The sequence below is a fragment of the Candidatus Paceibacterota bacterium genome (assembly GCA_041661305.1).
In the GTDB taxonomy this organism is placed as follows: Bacteria; Patescibacteriota; Minisyncoccia; order Phycocordibacterales; family VMEP01; genus VMEP01.
The window spans coordinates 414,792-434,976 of the sequence record JBAZUR010000001.1; the positions used below are offsets into that span (position 1 = coordinate 414,792).

Genomic DNA, 20,185 nt, shown 5'->3' on the forward strand with positions numbered 1-20,185 from the left:
AAAATGACAAAGGTAACAATTATTAAACCAAAAAAAGTTCTCAGCCTGAGAGATTTTAAAGAACTTTGGGATTACAAAGAGCTCTTGTATTTTTTTGTATGGCGTGATTTCAAGGTACGCTATAAACAAACCATTATTGGGGTTGGTTGGGCAATATTCCAACCATTTATGACAATGGTCGTTTTCAGTATTTTTTTTGGAACTCTCTTAAAAATACCTTCTGATAACGTGCCGTATCCAATCTTTGTTTATACAGGACTTCTTTTTTGGCAATTTTTCTCTAGCGCTCTTTCAGAAACAAGTAGTGTGTTAATTAGTAATCAGGCAATTATAACTAAAGTGTATTTTCCACGACTAATTCTCCCATTATCATCTGTTGCGACAAAACTTGTTGATTTCGCAATAGCTTCGGTAATTCTTGCAGGAATGATGGTTTATTATGGATATGCCCCACATCTTACGGGATTATTTATCCTCCCCCTCTTACTTGCAATCACCTTTATGGCATCTGTTGGTGGTGGATTATTTTTAGCAGCAATAAATGTTAAATATCGCGATGTTCGATATATTCTCCCATTCTTTATTCAGATATTAATGTTCCTTACTCCGGTAATTTACCCAGCGAGTATAGCAGGAAAATATTCTTGGATTCTAGCCCTTAACCCAATGATGGGTGTGATTCAATCAGCCCGAGCAAGTCTCTTGGGAACTGCTCCAATCAACTGGACACTTATTGCGATATCTTTTACCGCCTGCGCAGTACTACTCGCAATTGGTACTATTTATTTCAAAAAAGTAGAGCGCTATTTTGCAGACATAGCATAAAAATATGAACAACATTATAGAAGTAAAAAATTTAGGAAAAAAATACACGATTAACCATCACCGTGGAAGTTATGTAGCACTCCGAGATATCCTCACTGCTATTATGAAGAGTCCATTTAAGTTCCTAAAAAAGAAAGCAAAGGAAATAGCTGGTATCGACACAAAAGAAGATTTTTGGGCACTTAAAGACGTCAGCTTTAATATTGAGCCAGGAGAAGTGGTTGGGGTAATTGGAAGAAATGGCGCCGGCAAATCGACCCTCCTGAAAATACTTACAGGAATAACACCACCAACAACTGGTGAAATCAGAATGAAAGGGAAAGTTGCTTCCCTGCTTGAGGTTGGAACCGGTTTCCACCCAGAGCTTACGGGTAGAGAAAATATTTTTCTAAACGGCGCCATCCTAGGAATGACAAAAAAAGAAATCGTTGAAAAATTTGACGAAATTGTCGCCTTTGCAGGTATTGATAAATTCCTCGATACGCCCGTTAAGTACTATTCTAGTGGAATGTACGTACGTCTCGCATTTTCTGTTGCAGCACACATGGAACCAGACATACTTTTAGTTGACGAGGTACTTGCTGTTGGTGACGCAGAATTCCAAAAAAAATGTCTTGGTAAGATGGAAGAGGTTACAAAAAAATCCGGAAGAACGATTCTCTTTGTGAGTCATAACATGGCTGCAATCCAGAGTTTATGCAAAAAATGTATTCTCCTTGAAAAAGGAACAGTAAAAATGGTTGGGGAAACAAAAGAGGTTGTGACACACTATCTTAATGATAAAAGTGGAAACACAACATCGATAAGTCTTACGGACAAAAACATAGGTAATGACATTGCAAAACTTCTTGGGGCAAGAATGGTGTACAAAACGGGAGAGGAGGCCACATTTGTTTTTTCCGACAAAGAGGTTGGTGTAGAAATGGATTTTGAAGTATTACAAAGCAATCAAAACTTAGTTCCTAACATACATATCTTCACGAGAGCTGGTGAGTATGCTTTTATTAGCCATTCTGACTTAGATGTAAAATTAAACAACACTGGGAAACATCGTGCTACTGCTTGGATACCTGCAAACTTACTAAACGAAGGAACATACATAGTCGGAATCGCTCTCTCAACAATGATTCCTCTTAAGGTGCATTTTTATGCTCAAGAAGCTTTAGTTTTCCAGGTTATGACAAATCTTGACACCGCAAAAAAGAATGATTTTAACCAACGTATACCTGGAGTAGTACGCCCTAAATTAAACTGGAATATTAAATAATAATATGAAGATAATAAAAAATTATTATTATTTAATCAGAAATAAAATCCTAAAACATTTTATAGGAGCATATAACATTTGGGATATATATGGTGGGCATTTTAAGGTAACTTATCGAGGCATACCGACACTTAAATGTCCCTTTGATTATGTAATGTACCAAATGATAATATCTGAACTTAAGCCAGACCTTGTTATTGAAATTGGAACCAATTTTGGTGGAACATCTCTATATATTGCCGATTTAATGGAGGCAATAGGGCATGGTGAAGTCCACACAATAGACATAGAAGATCGTACAGAAAAAACATTAAAACAACATCCACGCATAAAACTATTTACAAATGGCTGGAAAAATTACGATCTGGAAAATACCAGTAAATTCTTAAAAATAATAGTTATCGACGATGCTTCACATATATACGAAGACACACTAGAGACAATAAAAACTTTCTCTAAAATAATACCAGTGGGATCATACTTAATAATTGAGGATGGAATTGTAACTAGACTCAAAAGAGCTAAGTTGCTTAATGGCGGACCACTACGAGCAATTGAAGATTTTATGAAAACAAATGACTGTTTCGTAGTTGATAATAAATATTGCAATATGTTTGGAGAAGATACAACTTTTAATACCAAGGGGTATCTTAAAAGAATAAAATAAATGACTAAAGTATTTATAGGAATGCCTGTATACAACGGGGAACGCTTTCTAAAAGAAGCACTGGATTCTTTACGTGAGCAAACATTCACTGATTGGGAAATTTTTATTTCTGATGATGCTTCAAAAGACAACACTGCAACAATATGTAATGATTTTGCAAAAAAAGATTCCCGGATTTCATACTTTAAGCAAAAAGAAAATATTGGGATGTTTGCAAACTACAAATTTGTCATGGATAAAGCAAATGCGGAATACTTTATGTGGGCGGCGCAAGACGATTTGTGGGAAAAGGAATATCTGGAAACATGCATAGAACATTTTAACAAGAACAAAAACCTTGGACTTGTTACAACCTGTACGATAGCAATCGACTCCTTTGGTCGTACATTAATGAAGGCTCACTGGATGAAAAACCTCTCTGGTAATCCAGGGCATTTACAGGTCTCTAAATATGTTTTTCAACCAGAAATACTTGGTAAGTGTAATTTAATGTACTCACTCTTTAAAACAGAAGCTGTAAAAAGTACCTGGAATGCATACCCACAAAGAAATGTTTGGGGGCAAGACTACATGTTTAGCTTAGCTGCGATTAGCAGGTTTGGTGTTATTGTTGATGAAAAAACGTTATTTAAAAAAAGGCTTGGTGGAGCATCTAGTCCACAGTTATCTATAAAAAAAAGCGATGAAGTAGTAACCGCAATGAACTTTAAGAACCCTAAAAATCACATGTTCCCTTTTGGTCGATTTCAATCATATCTTAACGGGCACATAGAGGCCGTAGATAAAACCACGTACAAACTATTAGTTGCCACCATTCTTTTTATCCGCCTACCACGAGCACTTATCATTCATATTAAAGAAAGGAGTATCAAAAACTATATTCAGAGATTAATAAAAAAATTATTATGAAAAAAATAGTAGTAAAACTTAATGGTGGTCTATGCAACCAAATATTTCAATATGCTTTTGCGCGCGCATTATCGGACAGAAAAAAAGTTGGGTTTTCTTTAGACATAACACCTTTCTCTACTTATTACACAGCTGATCCATATGGATTATCAAAGTTTAATATTAAAGAAAATATTGCAAAAAATTCAGGTCTGTTTGGTTTTATTTGGCTAAGAAAACATAATTCATTTTTCAATTTTATATACCACCGTCTAAGACTAAAAAATATAATAAAGTTTTGGTATTACCAAGAAAAATCTTTCAGATACGACCCTGAAACATTCACGTCTAAAGCTTCTTATTATGAAGGTTTTTGGCAAACAGAAAAATATTTTAAAAATATTGAAGGCGACATAAGGAAAGAGATAACATTAAGGGCGCCACTTTCGCCACACAGTAAAGATATATTAAAAAAGATTGAAGAAACTACCGCTATATCAATTCATGTTCGTAGATATGCGTCAGAACACATTACACCTTGGCATGGTTTCTGCTCAGAAGAATATTATCTGAGTGCTATCAAAAAAATACTAACATCTTCACACAATCCACATTTTTTTATTTTCTCTGACAATTATAACTGGGTCTTGGAAAACTTTGTACCAAAACTAAAATCATTAAACATTCAATTCACCTTAGTAAACAACGATAACGATAAAAACGCCGAGGATTTAATACTAATGTCAAAATGCAAACATCATATTATCGCTAACAGTAGCTTTAGTTGGTGGGGTGCATGGCTTAACCCAAATAAAGAAAAAATTGTTATTGCCCCAAAAAAATGGTTCGCCCATGCCCCAAAAAACGATACGAGCGACCTAATCCCCGAAGAGTGGATAAGGATGTAATTCCCTATCCTAAAATATATTTGTCTTTATGTTTTTTATAATACTCAAACATTTTGGTTAGTCCATCCTCAAGGCTTGTTTTGGGCTTCCATCCGGTATCTTTGTAAAATTTAGACATATCATTTTCAAAGTTACCTGTTTCTTCATTTTTATAGTTTTCTGGCCAAGAAACATGTTCTATATTCCCAGATCCCACAATTCGCACAATAAGCTCAACCATTTCTTTAAGCTCAACCGATTTCCCAACTCCACAGTTATACAACTCACCATTGGTGGTTTGGTTTATGCCAGCCTGAAGTAGCGCCTCCACCAAATCACTTATGTGTATGTAGTCGCGTTTTTGGGTACCATCACCAAAAATATTTATAGTCTTCCCCTCCATTGCAAGTCGCATGAACCACCCCGGTACAGAATATTTACTATGTTTTATTTGTTGACGTTCACCATATGGATTAGTTATACGAAGAACAACTGTATTTAATCCATAGTTTTTATTATACAGAAAAGAATATTTTTCATTTGTAAGTTTATGTGCACCATATAGGTTGAGAGGATTTGCTGGATGATTTTCCGTTACGGGATTTTCTGTAATTTTTCCTAACGCCAAACGAGAACTTGGAAATACTATCTTTGCTTCTTTGTTTAATTTTCGACACGACTCTAATATGGTCAAGTAACCTTTGCAATTTATCTCAAGATCATCAAAAGGGATATTTCCGCTATCAATAGGACTTACTTGGGCGGCTAAATTAAAAATAAAATCTTTACCAAGAACGAGTTTCTCTATTAGTTCTTGATCTCTAATATCCCCCATTACCAACAACACTTTATCTTCGATTCCATTTATATTAAAAATATTTCCACCGTAAAGAGGTGCCAAATTATCTAATATCGTAACTTTTGCTCCAAGGAAAACAAGCTGATGTGCCAAGTTGCTCCCAATAAACCCTAAACCACCAGTTATTAAGACCTCCTTCCCTTTATATTTTTTTGTGATATTTTCTTCATCGTTCATAATAATTTATATTGCTCATCTCTCTCAGAAACAATTGGATTTGAAATTGGCCATGCTATATCTACTTTTGGATCATTCCATAATATTCCTCTTTCGTGCTCAGAAGAATATTCAGAAGTACATTTATAAATAACTTCGGCACTATCACCCAAGACGACAAACCCATGAGCAAAACCTTCTGGTATATAAAGTTCGTGATGATTTTCTTCAGACAAAATAGCACCCACCCAAGAGTACTTTGTTTTAGAGCCATCTCTTATGTCAACAGCAACATCAAATATTTCTCCTTTAACACAACGTACTAATTTACCCTGTGCCATTGGGCTTTCTTGGTAATGTAGCCCCCTAAGAATACCTTTTGTTGAAAAAGACTGATTTTCTTGTACAAAAGATGGAATACCGTTTTCTTTAAAAATACTTTCTTTGTGTGTTTCCATAAAAAAACCCCTGTCGTCTTTTAAAACCACTGGTTCTATTAATATAACCTCAGGAATCTCTAGTTTTTTAAACACAAAAGGCATAATGAAACCATATATTATAATAAAATACGAAGAAATGGAATCTATAACAAACCAGATAACAGCAGGGTTCCCAAGTATGACTTTTCAATGTATCGTAAGTAAACGTAGACAGGGTTAAACACCAAAAACAAAAAAATAAGAATGTAAGAATAGTTATTACCATTTTAATTTATTATCTTAAAAAACCATGTGCGGAATAATAACTATTGTCGAAAATAGCAAAAACAACACAAAAAGCGCAAATATAGGCGAAATGCTTTTTTCTCTTTCAAAAAGGGGGCCAGACGAAAAAGGTTCTATAAATATAGAGAACACTACACTAGGACAAACACGCCTTTCTGTGGTGGATATCAATGGCGGGCATCAACCGATGCGTGACAACTCAAAACAACTCACAATCGTTTTTAATGGAGAAATTTATGATTACAAAGAGCTCACAAAAACCCTTAAAGAAAAAGGTCACATTTTTTCCACAAACTCTGACACTGAAGTGATTCTCAAGGCGTACATAGAATATGGGATTGATTGTCCAAAATATCTAGACGGAATGTTTGCCTTTGCAATCTGGGATGATGAAAAAAAAGAACTTTTTATTGCACGAGATAGATTTGGCAAAAAACCATTTTACTATACATGGATTAACGACATGTTCTTGGGCTCTTCAGAAATTAAGGCGCTTTTCGCTAGCGGGTTGGTTAAGGGAAAAGTTGACCCTATAGCAATTGATAACTACCTCCAACTTTCATACATACCACCATGGAAAACAGTGTACTCAAACATTCACACACTCCAACCAGCGCATGCGTGTATTGTAAAAAATGGGAAGATTAAAAACTGGCAATACTGGCAACTAAAAAATAATCCTAGTGAAATATCGTATGAAGAAGCAAAAAAAATAATAAAGGATCTACTTAATAATGCTGTAAAAAAACGCACAGTAGCTGATGTTGAGATAGGTAGCTTACTTTCTGGTGGTGTTGACTCAACCATCATAACTGCATATACGCAGAAATATACCAAACAACAAGTAAAAACATTCTCTGTTGGGTATGAAGGGTATATCAATGAACTTCCGTTCGCAAAGCAAGCATCAGAAAAAATAGGAACAGAGCACTACACACTACAAACAAAGAGTGAGTTAATTAATGAATTAGAGAAAGTTGTGGATTATTTAGATGAACCACATGCTGATTCTTCAAATCTTTCTCAGTATTTGATATCGGGCCTTGCGTCATCGAAAGTTAAGGTAGTGATGTCCGGTGATGGGGCCGATGAATTGTTTATGGGATACGGTTGGTACTGGAAATACTGGAATACTAATAAACTTATTCGTCTAAAGAATTTCTTTTTCTCAAATCAATTCAAGGAATACTTAAAACACACTGCTATTTTTTCTAAAAAAGACCGCCTAAATTTATTGATAGATAAATCACTACTAAGTGATGATATTGAAAAAAAATGTACTAATAAAAACACGTGGCTCAATAGGACAAAACAAATAAATATATTCGATTTGACTACTTATCTACCAGGGCAACTTCTTGTGAAAATAGATCGGATGAGCATGGTGCACGGACTTGAAGTCCGCTCCCCTTTTTTAGATTACAAGTTGGCGGAATTTGTCTACAATTTACCGACTGAATTCAAGATGAATAAAAATGGTGGCAAAATAATTTTAAAAGATATTCTTTTAGAAATTATGCCAAAAGAATTTGTATACAGGAGAAAACAAGGTTTCGGTGCGCCGGTTAAAGAGTGGCTTCAAACAGAAAGTGTTAAAAGTTTTATCAAAAAAACACTAAGTGAAGATACTCAGTTGTATAAATTTTTAAAAAAAGAAGAAGTATTAAATATATTTGACACTTCTTACAAAAAAAATGATGATAAAGCTCAATATAAACTTTGGTCAATATTTTGCTTAGCACTATGGTTTAAACATCACCAAAAATATCATGAGTAAGGTAAAAGCCATTTACTGGGCGTACAGAAATAAAATAACAAATAAATTTTTAGGAGTTGTTCATATGCCAGCTTTGGGAAAAAAGAAGGGAGATGTATTAATCTCGTACATTACCGAGCCATTCACCAACGCGCCTTGGGAACCTCTTTCGAACTACCACACGATGTACTGGGAGTGTTATGAACTAGCAAGAATTTTAAGCGAAAAAGGATATTCTTCTGACATAATAGATTCAAAGAACACCGAATTCACTCCCCGAAAACCGTATAAGATCTGTATAGATTCTGAAAAAAACCTGGAGAGATTTCTTCCCTATCTCCCAAAAGACTGTAAAAAAGTTTTTTTTGAATTCATGTCTGATTGGAAAGCTTACAATGAAGCTGAGGAATCAAGACTTTTGGCGCTAGAAAAAAGGCGTGGAGTTAGAATGATTCCAAGAAGAAAGTTGGATCCATCAAAAAATGGAGAACTTGCAGACTACATAATAGGGTTTGGAAATAAGACAATATTCAAAACATTTGAAAAGTATAATAAACCTGTAATACATATCCCGATATCTTCAGTAAAAGAATTTGATTATCCTGAAAATAAAGATTTTAGTGAATCAATGAAAAATTTTGTATGGATGGGTGGTGGCGGAGCGGTCCTAAAGGGGCTTGATATAACACTTGAGGCGTTCAGTAAAATGCCTGAATTTAACCTTCACGTACTTGGGCCAGCTTCCGCTGAAAAAGATTTTACAGAAGAGTACAAAAAAGAACTTTATGAAACTCCTAATATTAATTATTACGGGAGAGTTGATGTTACTGGAGAAAAATTCAAGGGTATCATTGATAAATGCTCGGCAGTCGTATATCCGTCAGGAGCGGAAGGAACATCTGGAACAATAGTCCTTGCGATGCATGCGGGATTAATTCCTATAATTTCCCCCGAAACTGGGGTTGATGAAGCTTCTGGATATATTCCACTAGAAAACCCAACACCAGAATCAATAATTGAAACAATAACTAAATTTTCAAAAATAACAGAAGTTGAAGCTAAAAAGATTTCAAAAAAAACCTGGGAATATACTAGAAATCATTACACAAGAAAAGCTCATACTGATGCATGTAAAAAATTCATAGAAAAAGAATTAAAAATATGAATAATCCACTAATCAGTGTAATAATCCCAGTTTACAATTGTGAAAAAACAATTTCTATCGCTCTTGAGTCTATAATTAATCAAACTTATAAAAACTTAGAAATAATCGTAGTTAATGACGCAAGTACCGATAATACAAAAAAAATAGTTGAAGAAATATCCAAAAAGGATACTAGAATAAAAGTTGTAGATAGTGAAAGTGATCCAAATCGCTTTGATAAAAAACTAAATCGTAACGTAAATGCGGGATATTCAGCAAGAAATACTGGCTTTAAATACGCAAAGGGAGCGTTAATAACATTTCAAGATGCAGACGATGCATCGTTTTTAAACAGAATTGAAATTCAATTTAATTTATTAGAGAAATATAATTCTACCCACCTTACGCTTGATTGGATTAATTTTGATGAAAAGTATTTAAACAAAAAATTATTATCAGAAAAATTTCTAAATAATTTAAAAATTCTATCCCCTAATGATCTTTACCTCATGTCCCAAAGATCAAAAGGATTTGTGGCAAGAATTTCTACATCGTTAAATAAAATTACCCCATTCCACCTAAAAAGACTCCGAATAATACACAGATTATTTTTTGGGTCATACGAAAACTATCCTGGAGCTGGGAACTCCCCTCTTTTTAAGCGAGAAGTTACTGAAAAAGTAAAATTTAGAAACTTAAAAGAGCGGACTTGGCCGTCCTTTATGGGCCGTGGTGCTGATAAAGATTTTAATTTCCAAGTCGCTGAAACATTTAAAAATAGTCATGTCTGTTTTATTCCCCTTTATATGTGGAGGGTGGAGAAAAAAACTGAAAACTATGAGGGGGAGATATTTACAGAATAAAAACTTTTACTCACCAAAAAGATTTTGCTCAACCCCCTCACAAATAGAGTGCCCCAACAACATGTGACATTCTTGTATACGAGGAGTGTCGCTTGAAGGAATTTTTATTATGTAATCACATAATAAATCCATTTTTGAAGGCTTCTCCCCCGTAAAACCGACTGTTATCATCCCGATATTTTTGGCCTCCTCTAGTGCTAAAATTACATTTTTTGAACCACCAGAAGTTGAGAGTCCAACTAAAACATCCCCTTTTTTGCCAAGGGCTTTTATTAACCTTGAATAGACAACATCGTAGGAATAGTCGTTAGCAACAGCGGTAAGATAAGAAGTATTAACATGAAGTGCCTCAGAAGAGAGTGGTTCTCTGTCAAAATAATACCGTCCGGAAAGTTCTGCGGCTAGGTGCTGAGCATCAGCAGCACTTCCTCCGTTACCACACCATAAGGTTTTATTACCAGCTTTATAGCTTTCTGTTATAGTTTTGGTTATATCTTCCGCAATACTAATAATCCTAGCATCATCTAATAGTCTCTTCTTTGTATCAATAGATGTTTGAATTCTGTCTTTGATAAACATGTACTTACTATCTCATAAATAACCTATATTTGTAAATTTTAAAACATTTTGATTTCTTGACTAAAAAGTAGCCAGACTTTATCATGACCAAGAATAAAATCTATGGAAAAAAATATAAATCTATCCTATCTTGTAGTAACCAGAAATAAGCTTCCATACCTAAAGGTTACTTTAGAAAAATTAATTTCTCAAAAAAAAGAAGATGAGGACATTTTAGTAGCAGATGGGCAAAGTTCTGATGGTACAAAAGAATATCTTGCTGAACTAAAAAGTCTCGGGCGTATTGATTTTTATTTATCAGAACCAGACGTAAGTGTCGCTCACGCCATAAACAAGTTAATCCTAATATCAAAGGGTAGTCTTCTTCGGTTCATGGCAGATGATGATGCGTCACATTATCAATCAATAAACGCCTGTAAAGAGTTTATGATGAAACACCCTGAAATAGATCTAGTAAATACCGAGGGTGGAGTTCTTGGTTCCAATGGGAAACTTAAAGCTCTTACCTATGTAAATACTTTTAAAGAATACAAAAAAAATCACATACCATTTTCATTCTGTGAACTCGGCATGATCTTACGTCGCACCTCTATTCCACTAATAGGTCTACGAGACCCCGTATTCAAACGAGCAGATATGGAAATGTCTTTACGGATTACGTCCGGAATGGCAAAAATTGCTTGGTATACTGGGTACTCTTACGTAAACATAGTAACCCCACAAAGTGCAAGCAAAACCCTAGCAAAAGAGATGGCGTCTGAAACCGACAGATTAAACAAGTTCTATTTGGGAAAAAACCCAGACAATTTCTTTGTAAATAAAATTAAAATCATAAAAAATAAAGTAGGGATGATTTTATTTAAAAAAAATAATAGAATGGTAGAGCTTGGTTCAGACTGGTTTTCGTTTCTATCTTCGTCTGAAGAGTGGCTGGAGATAAAGAATAAAGAAATAACACCTGAATTTATTTATTAAAATTAGAAACACTGATTATGTTATACAAAATTATTACACTGGCTAGACACAACACTCTGATCAATAGAGCCTTAAGAAAGCTAAAAAAAATAACTGGAATAAAACAAACTACTAATGCCGACTTGGTTAGGAAATATGTTAAAGGAAAATCTTTTGCTGACGTTGGCGCACTATGGGGTGTAAATGGATTAAATTCATTCATTGCAGAAGAAAGTGGGGCAGGAAAAGTAACGGCCGTTGATATATATCCCGAGAGTCCGAAATTTATAGAAGAGAAAAATAAAAGAAATTCCAACATTGGATTCGTTCAAGGAGATATCCATCAGTCTTCAACAACCGATGCAATTGGAGTATGTGATGTTGTGCTATGTTCTGGAGTTCTATATCACACACCAGACCCTATTCACCTCCTCACGAGACTTCGTGCTATTTGCGGAGAAACTCTCATCTTAAATACTGCGTCAATTCCAGAAGTTCCGGGAATGAAGAACGTAGCAGTACTATATCCATTTTTAGATGAAAACCAGAGAAAAATCTGGAACAGAAAAATGACCAGCCAAATTGGGATAACAACTCCATATGAACCAGAAGAGGGTTATGCAAACTGGTTCTGGGGAATGACCCCTAGTTCAATAGAATCAATGCTCAAATGTGCTGGATTTGAGGTGATTAAAAAATTTATATCACCCTTCGATTCAATTTTTGTTTGTAAAACTGCTCCAGTAAAATTATCTGCTTCGTCTGGGGAATGGACTCTTCCAAAATCAAGAGCATAACCTGTTTCAATAGAAGGTTTATATTCTAAAAAACTTGATTTTTCTATGTCTATTACTTCTCGTTATAATAATCCCCGTATTCCACCAAGATAGTACTTTTACCGTCCTCTCTTTCTAGGGCCTTTTTGTACGCAGGAAAAATATCTTCTGGTTCTTCAAGACGAATTATCTCAACATTTGGACACATCAGACGAAACGCTTCGGTATAATCACCTATGTGCTGAAACTGTGGGTGCATAGGGCGGACAGAACCAATGCCGGTACGTATAATAACTTTTGGCTGATAGCCTCCGTTTGACATAATAGACAATTTGTCTAAATGATTAACCAGCTGGTTTGTTCCTACAAGCAAAAAATTCCACCTTGGGAAAATACTTACTGGGACGTGCCCAGCTAACGCAAGCCCGATAGACATTCCCATCTGCATTTCCTCAGCAACTGGAAGTTCTAAAAGTTTTTCTTTTGGAACATTTTTAAGTGTTGTGGTCATTGCAGTTCCTGGACACGCCACTGCCTGCCCAATAAAAAAAGACCTTTCATCTTGTGCAATCATTTCCATCGCGCGACTAAGTTCTTCAAAATATTTCATAAGTTAAAATTGAACACGCTCCCCTGCCCCAGCGTGAGGATATTTAGTTTGGTATTTATAATAAACCACATTAGGATTTTTAGAATCTTCGTATGTAAGTTTATCTTGCTTCCATGTGCTAAGTGTCTCTGTACACACAGATTTTCCATTGTCTTCAATAATAAAACGTATTGGCAAATCATGGTTTGTCGCGTATTTAATGCACTCATGTGCTATGCCTGTCTCTGATGTCATGTCTCCCATAAAACAATGAACTTTATTTTTTCCTCCACTTCTTTTAATCCCCATTGCAACCCCAACTGCAATAGGAAGAATCCCACCAACGATTGCAGAAGAAACTATTCTCTGTTCTGGGAAACATAGTGATATTGATCTATTTGCGAGAATTTCTTCGCGAAGCCTATCTTCCGGCACCCCCTTTAAAAGACACTGATAATGACTTCGCCAAGAACACATCACCCAATCTTCCTCTTTAACATCACGGAATACTTCTATTATTTCCTTTTCATTTCCATAATAAAGATGTACAGGGGAAGGAATTTTTGCAGAATTAAATAAATCCGCAATTTCTGTTTCAAAATTAATTAAATCTTCTGGGGTTAATTCTTTCCCTTTCTGAAAAGGTGTCTGGTTTGTATCCATAATTTACGATTATATCATAACGTATATATTTAAAAACAAATGTTCTTTCTTTGGTATTTAAGCAATAAAAAAAACCGCACATGACGAGATGCAACATGTGCGGCTTAAGTTCCTTCTGAAAACTACCCCCCTGGAGTGAGGTCCCCAAGAATCTTACGCTTCAAGTGAAAACCAAGTAGTCCTTCGATGGTTTTGCGCTGTTCCAAACCAAACCTTTTTTCCACCAAAGAGAGGAAAGCAGGGTTGGAATGATAGATGTCCCATGCTTCATCGCGGAACCTTAAAACTTCCGCGGATGTGCAATGTTTTGTGGGCATCGGTTGGCAATGATAAGAAAGGAATCCAAAGCCGGCATAAGAATCCGGCAAAACAATCCCCTTCTTCTTTGCCTCGACATAGAGAGAACTCCCCGGCAATGCCATGCACGGATACATATTCGCTTCTTCCGTGTTAAGCTCCATCGCAAGCTCGAGTGTCTCCTGCATCGTTCCGACTGAATCTTCCGGCAGGCCAAAGATATAGTTCGCGATAACGTTAATATCATGATCGCGGACCGTCTTCACAACTTCACGGATATTCACATCCTTGAAAGTCCCTTTCGAAACTTCCTTGCGGACATTTTGGTTCCCCGACTCAACCCCGAGAGCAAGCCAATCAATGCCTGCCCTTTTGAAAAGGTCGAGATACCGCGACTGGACGCTGTCGACGCGAGCATATGCCCACATGCGAAGTCCCAGCTCTCTTTCAACAACAAAGTTGAGAAGCGGTTCGAAATATTTCCTTTGCAGGAAAAACATCTCATCGGAAATCCTAACCGTCCTGACGCCCATCTTGGAAAGCTTTTCGAGCTCGCCTGCGATGAAACCCGGCGACCAAAAACGCATCCCGGGTGAATCCGCCGCGGAAATATCGTCGCCGTTATTGTTACGGTTTACGATGTTGATCATGCAGAAATTACAGCGAAACTGACAGCCCAGTGAGGTATAGATAGCGGCGAACGGACTCCGGTTGTTTTGATTGAAGCCAGCGTGCCAAATGTGCGCACGATACATATCCAACGGCTTTTCACGATAAGGCAGAAGATCCCACGCGTAGCCTGGCAAGTCTTCGTCCATTCTTTCTTGCGGAACGACCTGTTCGGGTGGATTCAGGATGGAGGCTCCTCCTGTCTTGAATCCAATTCCCCTCACAGTAAAAAACGATGATTTTTCCAGGTCGGTCCGAAGAAGATTGTGAAGTGCGTAAACGCCTTCGTTCAAGAGAACGATGTCGACACAATCAAGTGCGAGAACTTCGCGTGGCAAAGCACTGACATGAGACCCAACAAAGCATGTTGGGTATTCCGGGAACTCGTGTTTCAAGGCTTCGCCCAAAAGCTCCGCTCCAGCCATACTGGCTGTACCAGAGTTGGGATTCTGCCCGTACATCACGAAACAAACCAGACGTGGTTTCATGTCGTCAATGCGTTTAACCGCTTCATCGACAGAGAGGTGCTCGGCGCCACAATCAAGAATCGCGACACCAAAACCTTTCGCCCGACAACTTTGGGCCAACAAAAGCGCCCAGGTTGGCGGTTCAATTGCTGTGTATTTTTCACTCAACCCCTGATAAGCCTGAAAGGACGAATCGGGATTAACAAACAAAACGTCTAATTTTTTATCCACGATACACCTCTCTATAAGTGATTGATTTGAGTTGGGACTGTCCCATATTTAAGGAACTTTCTCTTTTAATTTTATATCACAAATTACAAAAAAAAGCAATACCTGATTGCTTTTTTATACACGTAAACAATAATTATTTAGTGGCGGTTATTTCTTTTGCAACCTCTTTACGCCAATGATTGATGAGGTGTTCCATGCTTTCTTTAAAGGTGTAGTTTGGCTCCCATCCTGTCACTTCACAAAATTTACTAGTATCAGGTATTTGAAGTGTTACATCTGATGGACGAAGTAGTGCTGGGTCTACCCTAGTTGGAATTGGTTTTTTTGCAAGAGATATTAGTGTATCTAAAAAATCACGTACGGACATTGTTGTGGTGCCTCCAATGTTGTAAGCCTCCCCTGGTTCACAGTACATAAGCGCGTCCCAATATGCCCTCATGGCATCTCTTACGTCAATAATCGTTCTTATTGAATCAAGATTTCCGTGTACCAACTCCTTCTGTAAGCCCATTTCTATTCTAACTACTTGTCTCGCAAAAGAAGTTGCAAAAAGATCAGTTCTACGAGGGTTCAAATAAGTAAACATCCTCGTCCTTATTATCGGCATTTTATATGACTTAAAATAGCTATAACCAAGCATATCTTGTGCCACCTTTGAAACAGCATAAGGGCTCGTTGGGCACATTGGGGTATTTTCGTTTATTGGAACATATTTTGGATCTACAACGCCATAAACCTCCGAACTACTACAAAGTTGGATAAGCGGGTTAATTTTTGCCGCGCGAATAGCCTCAAACAGGTTTGCTGTACCCATAATATTATTATTCAAAACAGAGAGTGGTGTTTGAAAAGACGCACGCACATTAGCATGGGCTGCCAAATGAAAAATTGCATCTGGTTTGCTTTTTTCTAGTGCCGATAAAACAGAACTAAAATCCATAAGATCACATTCATGTAAGGTAACCTTATCTCTAATCTCGTGAAGATTGTCTGTAACCGTAGTGCTGTGCCAGCGACCCATCCCATGAACTTCAATTTTAGGATGATTTTTAACTATATATTCGGCCAAATAACTACCCCCTGACCCCGAAATACCCGTAATCAAAACTCTTTTAATTTTTTTTAATCTTGCCTCAGATTTTTTATTTTTTTGTTGTTTCATAATTTTTAATTATTTAATCAAGAGAATAAAATATCATGTAATGTTATGTAAAAAAAATACCTCTGTCAATTTTACCGTCAAAAACCTTAAAGTCTTAAATTAAGTTCACGAAAATACTCGCCTTCTCATTAAGTGCCTAATTATGATATTCTATGGAATCTAACACTAAATAAGTATAAACTACGAAAATAAAATGAAAAAACAGGCAAAAACTAGTAACTGGCCACTAATGTATAACAACATTTCAAAAGACGACGTTAATAAGGTTATTTCGTTTCTATCACAAAAAAATATCCCCATCCTAACGCAATCAAAAAAAGTCAGGGAATTTGAAGAAAGTTGGTCAAAATGGCTTGGAGTTAAATATAGCGTTTTTGTAAACTCTGGAAGTTCAGCTAACCAAATTACAATGCTTGTCTTAAAAGAGCTATACGGAACAGGAGAGATAATTGTACCGCCACTAACGTGGGTATCTGACATTGCGTCAGTTCTACAAAATGGTTTTACTCCTGTGTTTTGTGATATCAACCTAACGACACTAGCGATAGATATTGAGGAAATAAAGAAAAAAATAACCCCAAAAACTCGCGCCATCTTTTTAACTCATATTCTTGGGTATAATGGACTTACCCAAGAACTATTAGATTTATGCAAAAAAAAGAAAATAATACTAATTGAAGACACCTGTGAATCACACGGGGCAACCTTTAAAAATAAAAAGTGTGGATCCTTTGGTTTAGTATCTAATTTTTCTTTTTACTACGCACATCACCTATCTTCAGTTGAAGGTGGTATGGTTTGCACAAATGACGAAAAAATATATCAATACGCAAGGATGTTTAGGTCACATGGAATGGTTCGTGAAAGCACAAATGAAAAAATAAAAAAAGATTACGCAAAAAAATACAAAGATTTAAATACAGATTTTATATTCTCATCTCCTGCCTACAATATGAGAAATGGCGAAATTAACGCCGTTATGGCGTTAAACCAATTGAAAAGATTGGACAAAAACAACAAAACAAGAAAAGACAACTTAAAAATTTTCCTAAAAAACCTCGACTCCAAAAAATACTTCACAAACTTTAACCAAACCGGTAATTCTAATTACGCCTTTACCCTACTTTTAAATAATCCTGACTTTAAAAAGAGAGATCTAATAGAAAAAACATTAAAAGAAAACGGTGTAGAATTTAGAAGAGGAATGTCTGGCGGTGGAAACCAGCTAATGCAACCTTACTTAAGAAAATTGTTTGGTAATGAATATTTAAATTACCCAAACACAAACCACGTTCACCATTTTGGGTGGTATATTGGAAACTACCCAGACCTAAATAAAGATCTAATTCCTAAGCTGTGTAAAATGTTAAACTCTATATGATAATAGTAAAATCACCGCTTAGAATATCTTTTTTTGGTGGATCTACAGATTATGAATCTTTTTACAAAGAACATGGTTCTTTTATTATCGGCACCACGATTGATAAATATATATGGCTCTCCGCCAGATATAGACCTAAAATTCTACCAAAAGAACACTCGATAGCTTACTCTAAACTTGAGGTGGTTTCGTCTTTTGAAGAGGTGCAAAATCCCCTTATTAGAGAAGTTCTAAAATACCACGATATACGCAATCATATTGATTTCACCTCCTCGGCAGACGTTCCCTCTAGGACGGGACTAGGTGGTTCATCCTCTTTTTGTGCTGGGATGATACACCTTATGAAAAATCTAAAGGGGGAGTTTTCAGAAAAAAAAGATATCGCAAAAACAGCTATTCATATCGAGAGAAACATCTTAAAAGAAAGTGGTGGTATTCAAGATCAAATATGGGCAGCATATGGAGGATTTAACACCATAAAAATAGATAGGAACGGGGACTTTGAAGTTACTCCTATTCCTGTTTCAGATAAATTTAAACGAGAACTTGAGGAGTCTATTGTCCTAATTTACACAAACGACCAAAGAAACCAAAACGAAATAGCTCAGTCTCATGAAAATAAAGACAAAAAAAAGATACTGGACTTATCTCTAAAAGCTTATGATTATTTTATAAAAGAAGACATAAGGGGTATTGGGGAATTGTTACTAGAGTCGTGGAATGAAAAACGTAAAATATCATCACTTATCTCTACTGAAAAAATAGATAAAATGGCGGAAAAAGTTATGAGTATGGGCGCCTACGGAATAAAGCTTCTCGGTAGTGGTGGCTGTGGTTTCCTGATGGTGATATGCAATAGTGATGTTAAAAAGAAAATAGTAGAAGAATTTAAAGAAAATATCCTCGAATTTAAATTTGAAGACAAGGGTACTTCGATTGTGTATCCAAACTAATTTAATTGAAAGGTTTTTGTTTTGAATATATAATAAAAAAATATGAAAAAAATACTTGTAACTGGTGGGGCGGGATATATAGGAGCAGTTTTAGTTCCAGATTTACTTAAGGCTGGACACGAGGTCACCGTAATCGATAATTTTCTTTTTAAACAGTCGCCACTTCTTGATGTCTGTAATTACAAAACCTTAAAAATTATCCGAGGAGACGCAAGAAACGAGTCATTGATTAAGGAGCATATTGCCGACAAGGATTATATAATACCGCTCGCCTGTTTAGTTGGTGCCCCCCTATGCGACCAGGACCCACTAAGCGCTACAAGTATAAACCGCGACGCAATTCTAATGCTCCTTAAACTTCGCACCCCAGAACAAAAAATAATTTTCCCGAACACAAATAGTGGTTATGGGCGAATGGAGGAAGGGGTTGCGTACTGCGACGAAAACAGTCCACTTGAACCAGTCTCACTTTACGGAAGATTAAAAGTTGAAACAGAAAAGGCCCTTCTTGAAGCGGGCAATGCTATTACATTTAGACTTGCAACAGTTTGTGGGGTTAGTCCAAGAATGCGCATGGACTTACTTGTAAATGATTTCGTATATCGAGCCATAACAGACCGCGCTGTTGTTTTGTTTGAGCCACACTTTAAAAGAAACTACATACACGTAAGAGATGTCTCACGTGCCTTCCTCCACGCAATTGAGAACTTTGAGAGCATGAAGAATCAAACATATAATGTTGGTCTATCAGATGCGAACCTAAGCAAATCTGAATTGTGTGAAAAAATCAAAGAACAATTACCTAAATTTGTATTTATTGAGTCCCCTATTGGTGAAGATCCAGACAAAAGAAATTACGTAATTAGTAATGAAAAAATAGAAAAGACTGGATTCATGCCACAAGTATCGATAGAAAATGCTATAACTGAACTAATAAAAGGTTACCAAGTGGTTAGAAAAAACCAGTTTTCTAACGTTTAAAACAATAAACATGATAATAGGAATAGTATCTGGCTATTTTAACCCATTACACTATGGGCATGTTGAATATATAAACGGAGCAAAAAAACACTCAGATAAACTTATTTGTATAATAAACAGCGACAAACAAGTAGCGCTAAAAGGTTCTTTTCCATTCATGGACGAAGATCATCGAGCTAAAATAATCAGCAACTTAAAATCTGTTGATGAAATATTCATATCAATAGATAAAGACAAAACACAATGTGAATCACTAAAATACCTTAGAAATAAGTATCCAAAAGAAAATTTAATATTTTTCAATAGTGGTGACAGAAAAGAAGGCAACTTAGAAACTAGCGAGGCCACAGTTTGTAAAAACTTAAATATCAAATTTCAGATTTTAGATTTACCAAAAATATATTCTTCGAGTGATCTTTTAAAAAAAAGTGGCATCTAACCTGGAT

At 36.0% G+C, this 20,185-nt stretch carries 21 protein-coding genes; 14 read left to right on the forward strand and 7 right to left on the reverse strand.

Features of this window, described 5'->3' with window-relative positions:
• The first annotated feature begins 3 nt into the window (after window positions 1-3).
• From WC724_02155 to WC724_02175, 5 genes are read left to right on the forward strand one after another with little or no spacing between them, the layout of a single operon-like run.
• Entirely contained in the window at window positions 4-825 is an 822-nt protein-coding gene (locus WC724_02155; GenBank protein ID MFA6077803.1) for an ABC transporter permease, read from the forward strand.
• A 4-nt stretch (window positions 826-829) separates the two neighbouring features.
• Window positions 830-2,092 (forward strand): ABC transporter ATP-binding protein, encoded by a 1,263-nt coding sequence (locus WC724_02160; protein MFA6077804.1) that lies wholly within the window; start codon window positions 830-832, stop codon window positions 2,090-2,092.
• A gap of 4 nt (window positions 2,093-2,096) precedes the next feature.
• Window positions 2,097-2,759: a CmcI family methyltransferase gene (locus WC724_02165; protein MFA6077805.1), complete on the forward strand. Its 663-nt coding sequence runs from the start codon at window positions 2,097-2,099 to the stop codon at window positions 2,757-2,759.
• Window positions 2,760-3,668 (forward strand): glycosyltransferase, encoded by a 909-nt coding sequence (locus tag WC724_02170; GenBank protein MFA6077806.1) that lies wholly within the window; start codon window positions 2,760-2,762, stop codon window positions 3,666-3,668.
• Window positions 3,665-4,555, forward strand: coding sequence for an alpha-1,2-fucosyltransferase (locus WC724_02175; GenBank protein ID MFA6077807.1), 891 nt, complete (start codon window positions 3,665-3,667; stop codon window positions 4,553-4,555). Before WC724_02170 ends, WC724_02175 begins: the two co-directional genes overlap by 4 nt.
• 4 nt (window positions 4,556-4,559) lie before the next feature.
• Here WC724_02175 and WC724_02180 read toward each other — a convergent pair whose 3' ends face one another.
• Window positions 4,560-5,570: a GDP-mannose 4,6-dehydratase gene (locus WC724_02180; GenBank protein ID MFA6077808.1), complete on the reverse strand. Its 1,011-nt coding sequence runs from the start codon at window positions 5,568-5,570 to the stop codon at window positions 4,560-4,562.
• A complete protein-coding gene (rfbC, locus tag WC724_02185) occupies window positions 5,567-6,091 on the reverse strand; it encodes a dTDP-4-dehydrorhamnose 3,5-epimerase (protein ID MFA6077809.1) in 525 nt (174 codons plus the stop codon). Before rfbC ends, WC724_02180 begins: the two co-directional genes overlap by 4 nt.
• A 187-nt stretch (window positions 6,092-6,278) precedes the next feature.
• Here rfbC and asnB point away from each other — a divergent pair, with 187 nt between their 5' ends.
• From asnB to WC724_02200, 3 genes are read left to right on the forward strand one after another with little or no spacing between them, the layout of a single operon-like run.
• Entirely contained in the window at window positions 6,279-8,051 is a 1,773-nt protein-coding gene (asnB, locus tag WC724_02190) for an asparagine synthase (glutamine-hydrolyzing) (protein ID MFA6077810.1), read from the forward strand.
• Window positions 8,044-9,195: a glycosyltransferase gene (locus WC724_02195; protein MFA6077811.1), complete on the forward strand. Its 1,152-nt coding sequence runs from the start codon at window positions 8,044-8,046 to the stop codon at window positions 9,193-9,195. Before asnB ends, WC724_02195 begins: the two co-directional genes overlap by 8 nt.
• Entirely contained in the window at window positions 9,192-10,037 is an 846-nt protein-coding gene (locus WC724_02200; protein MFA6077812.1) for a glycosyltransferase family 2 protein, read from the forward strand. The genes WC724_02195 and WC724_02200 overlap by 4 nt, the downstream gene beginning before the upstream one ends.
• Window positions 10,038-10,043: 6 nt before the next feature.
• Here the strand turns inward: WC724_02200 and WC724_02205 are convergent, their stop codons facing one another.
• The gene (locus tag WC724_02205; protein MFA6077813.1) at window positions 10,044-10,616 is read right to left on the reverse strand and encodes a D-sedoheptulose 7-phosphate isomerase; all 573 of its coding nucleotides are present in this window, start codon (window positions 10,614-10,616) and stop codon (window positions 10,044-10,046) included.
• Between the two features lie 102 nt (window positions 10,617-10,718).
• Between WC724_02205 and WC724_02210 the strand changes: the two genes are divergently transcribed.
• Together WC724_02210 and WC724_02215 are read left to right on the forward strand one after the other, a co-directional pair.
• Window positions 10,719-11,591, forward strand: coding sequence for a glycosyltransferase family A protein (locus WC724_02210; protein ID MFA6077814.1), 873 nt, complete (start codon window positions 10,719-10,721; stop codon window positions 11,589-11,591).
• 17 nt (window positions 11,592-11,608) lie between these two features.
• Entirely contained in the window at window positions 11,609-12,367 is a 759-nt protein-coding gene (locus WC724_02215; GenBank protein ID MFA6077815.1) for a class I SAM-dependent methyltransferase, read from the forward strand.
• Between the two features lie 52 nt (window positions 12,368-12,419).
• On the opposite strand, the gene WC724_02220 is transcribed toward WC724_02215, so the two are convergent.
• From WC724_02220 to WC724_02235, 4 genes are all read right to left on the reverse strand, one after another.
• Window positions 12,420-12,956 carry a hypothetical protein gene (locus tag WC724_02220; protein MFA6077816.1) on the reverse strand — a complete coding sequence of 179 codons (537 nt, stop codon included), beginning with the start codon at window positions 12,954-12,956 and terminating at the stop codon, window positions 12,420-12,422.
• A 3-nt stretch (window positions 12,957-12,959) separates the two neighbouring features.
• Window positions 12,960-13,598, reverse strand: a complete 639-nt coding sequence (locus WC724_02225; protein MFA6077817.1) for a thiamine pyrophosphate-dependent enzyme — start codon at window positions 13,596-13,598, stop codon at window positions 12,960-12,962.
• Window positions 13,599-13,720: 122 nt separating this feature from the next.
• On the reverse strand, window positions 13,721-15,262 hold the full coding sequence (locus tag WC724_02230; GenBank protein ID MFA6077818.1) for a radical SAM protein: 1,542 nt from the start codon (window positions 15,260-15,262) through the stop codon (window positions 13,721-13,723).
• 133 nt (window positions 15,263-15,395) lie between these two features.
• Window positions 15,396-16,424 (reverse strand): GDP-mannose 4,6-dehydratase, encoded by a 1,029-nt coding sequence (locus WC724_02235; GenBank protein ID MFA6077819.1) that lies wholly within the window; start codon window positions 16,422-16,424, stop codon window positions 15,396-15,398.
• Window positions 16,425-16,617: 193 nt separating this feature from the next.
• Between WC724_02235 and WC724_02240 the strand changes: the two genes are divergently transcribed.
• The 4 genes from WC724_02240 to WC724_02255 are packed head-to-tail and all read left to right on the forward strand — an operon-like array spanning window position 16,618 to window position 20,178.
• Complete coding sequence (locus WC724_02240) at window positions 16,618-17,805, forward strand: aminotransferase class I/II-fold pyridoxal phosphate-dependent enzyme (GenBank protein MFA6077820.1); 1,188 nt, start codon at window positions 16,618-16,620, stop codon at window positions 17,803-17,805.
• Window positions 17,802-18,758, forward strand: coding sequence for a kinase (locus WC724_02245; GenBank protein MFA6077821.1), 957 nt, complete (start codon window positions 17,802-17,804; stop codon window positions 18,756-18,758). The genes WC724_02240 and WC724_02245 overlap by 4 nt, the downstream gene beginning before the upstream one ends.
• A gap of 42 nt (window positions 18,759-18,800) precedes the next feature.
• Complete coding sequence (locus WC724_02250; GenBank protein MFA6077822.1) at window positions 18,801-19,739, forward strand: NAD(P)-dependent oxidoreductase; 939 nt, start codon at window positions 18,801-18,803, stop codon at window positions 19,737-19,739.
• A gap of 10 nt (window positions 19,740-19,749) precedes the next feature.
• Window positions 19,750-20,178 (forward strand): adenylyltransferase/cytidyltransferase family protein, encoded by a 429-nt coding sequence (locus WC724_02255; protein MFA6077823.1) that lies wholly within the window; start codon window positions 19,750-19,752, stop codon window positions 20,176-20,178.
• Window positions 20,179-20,185 lie beyond the last annotated feature (7 nt).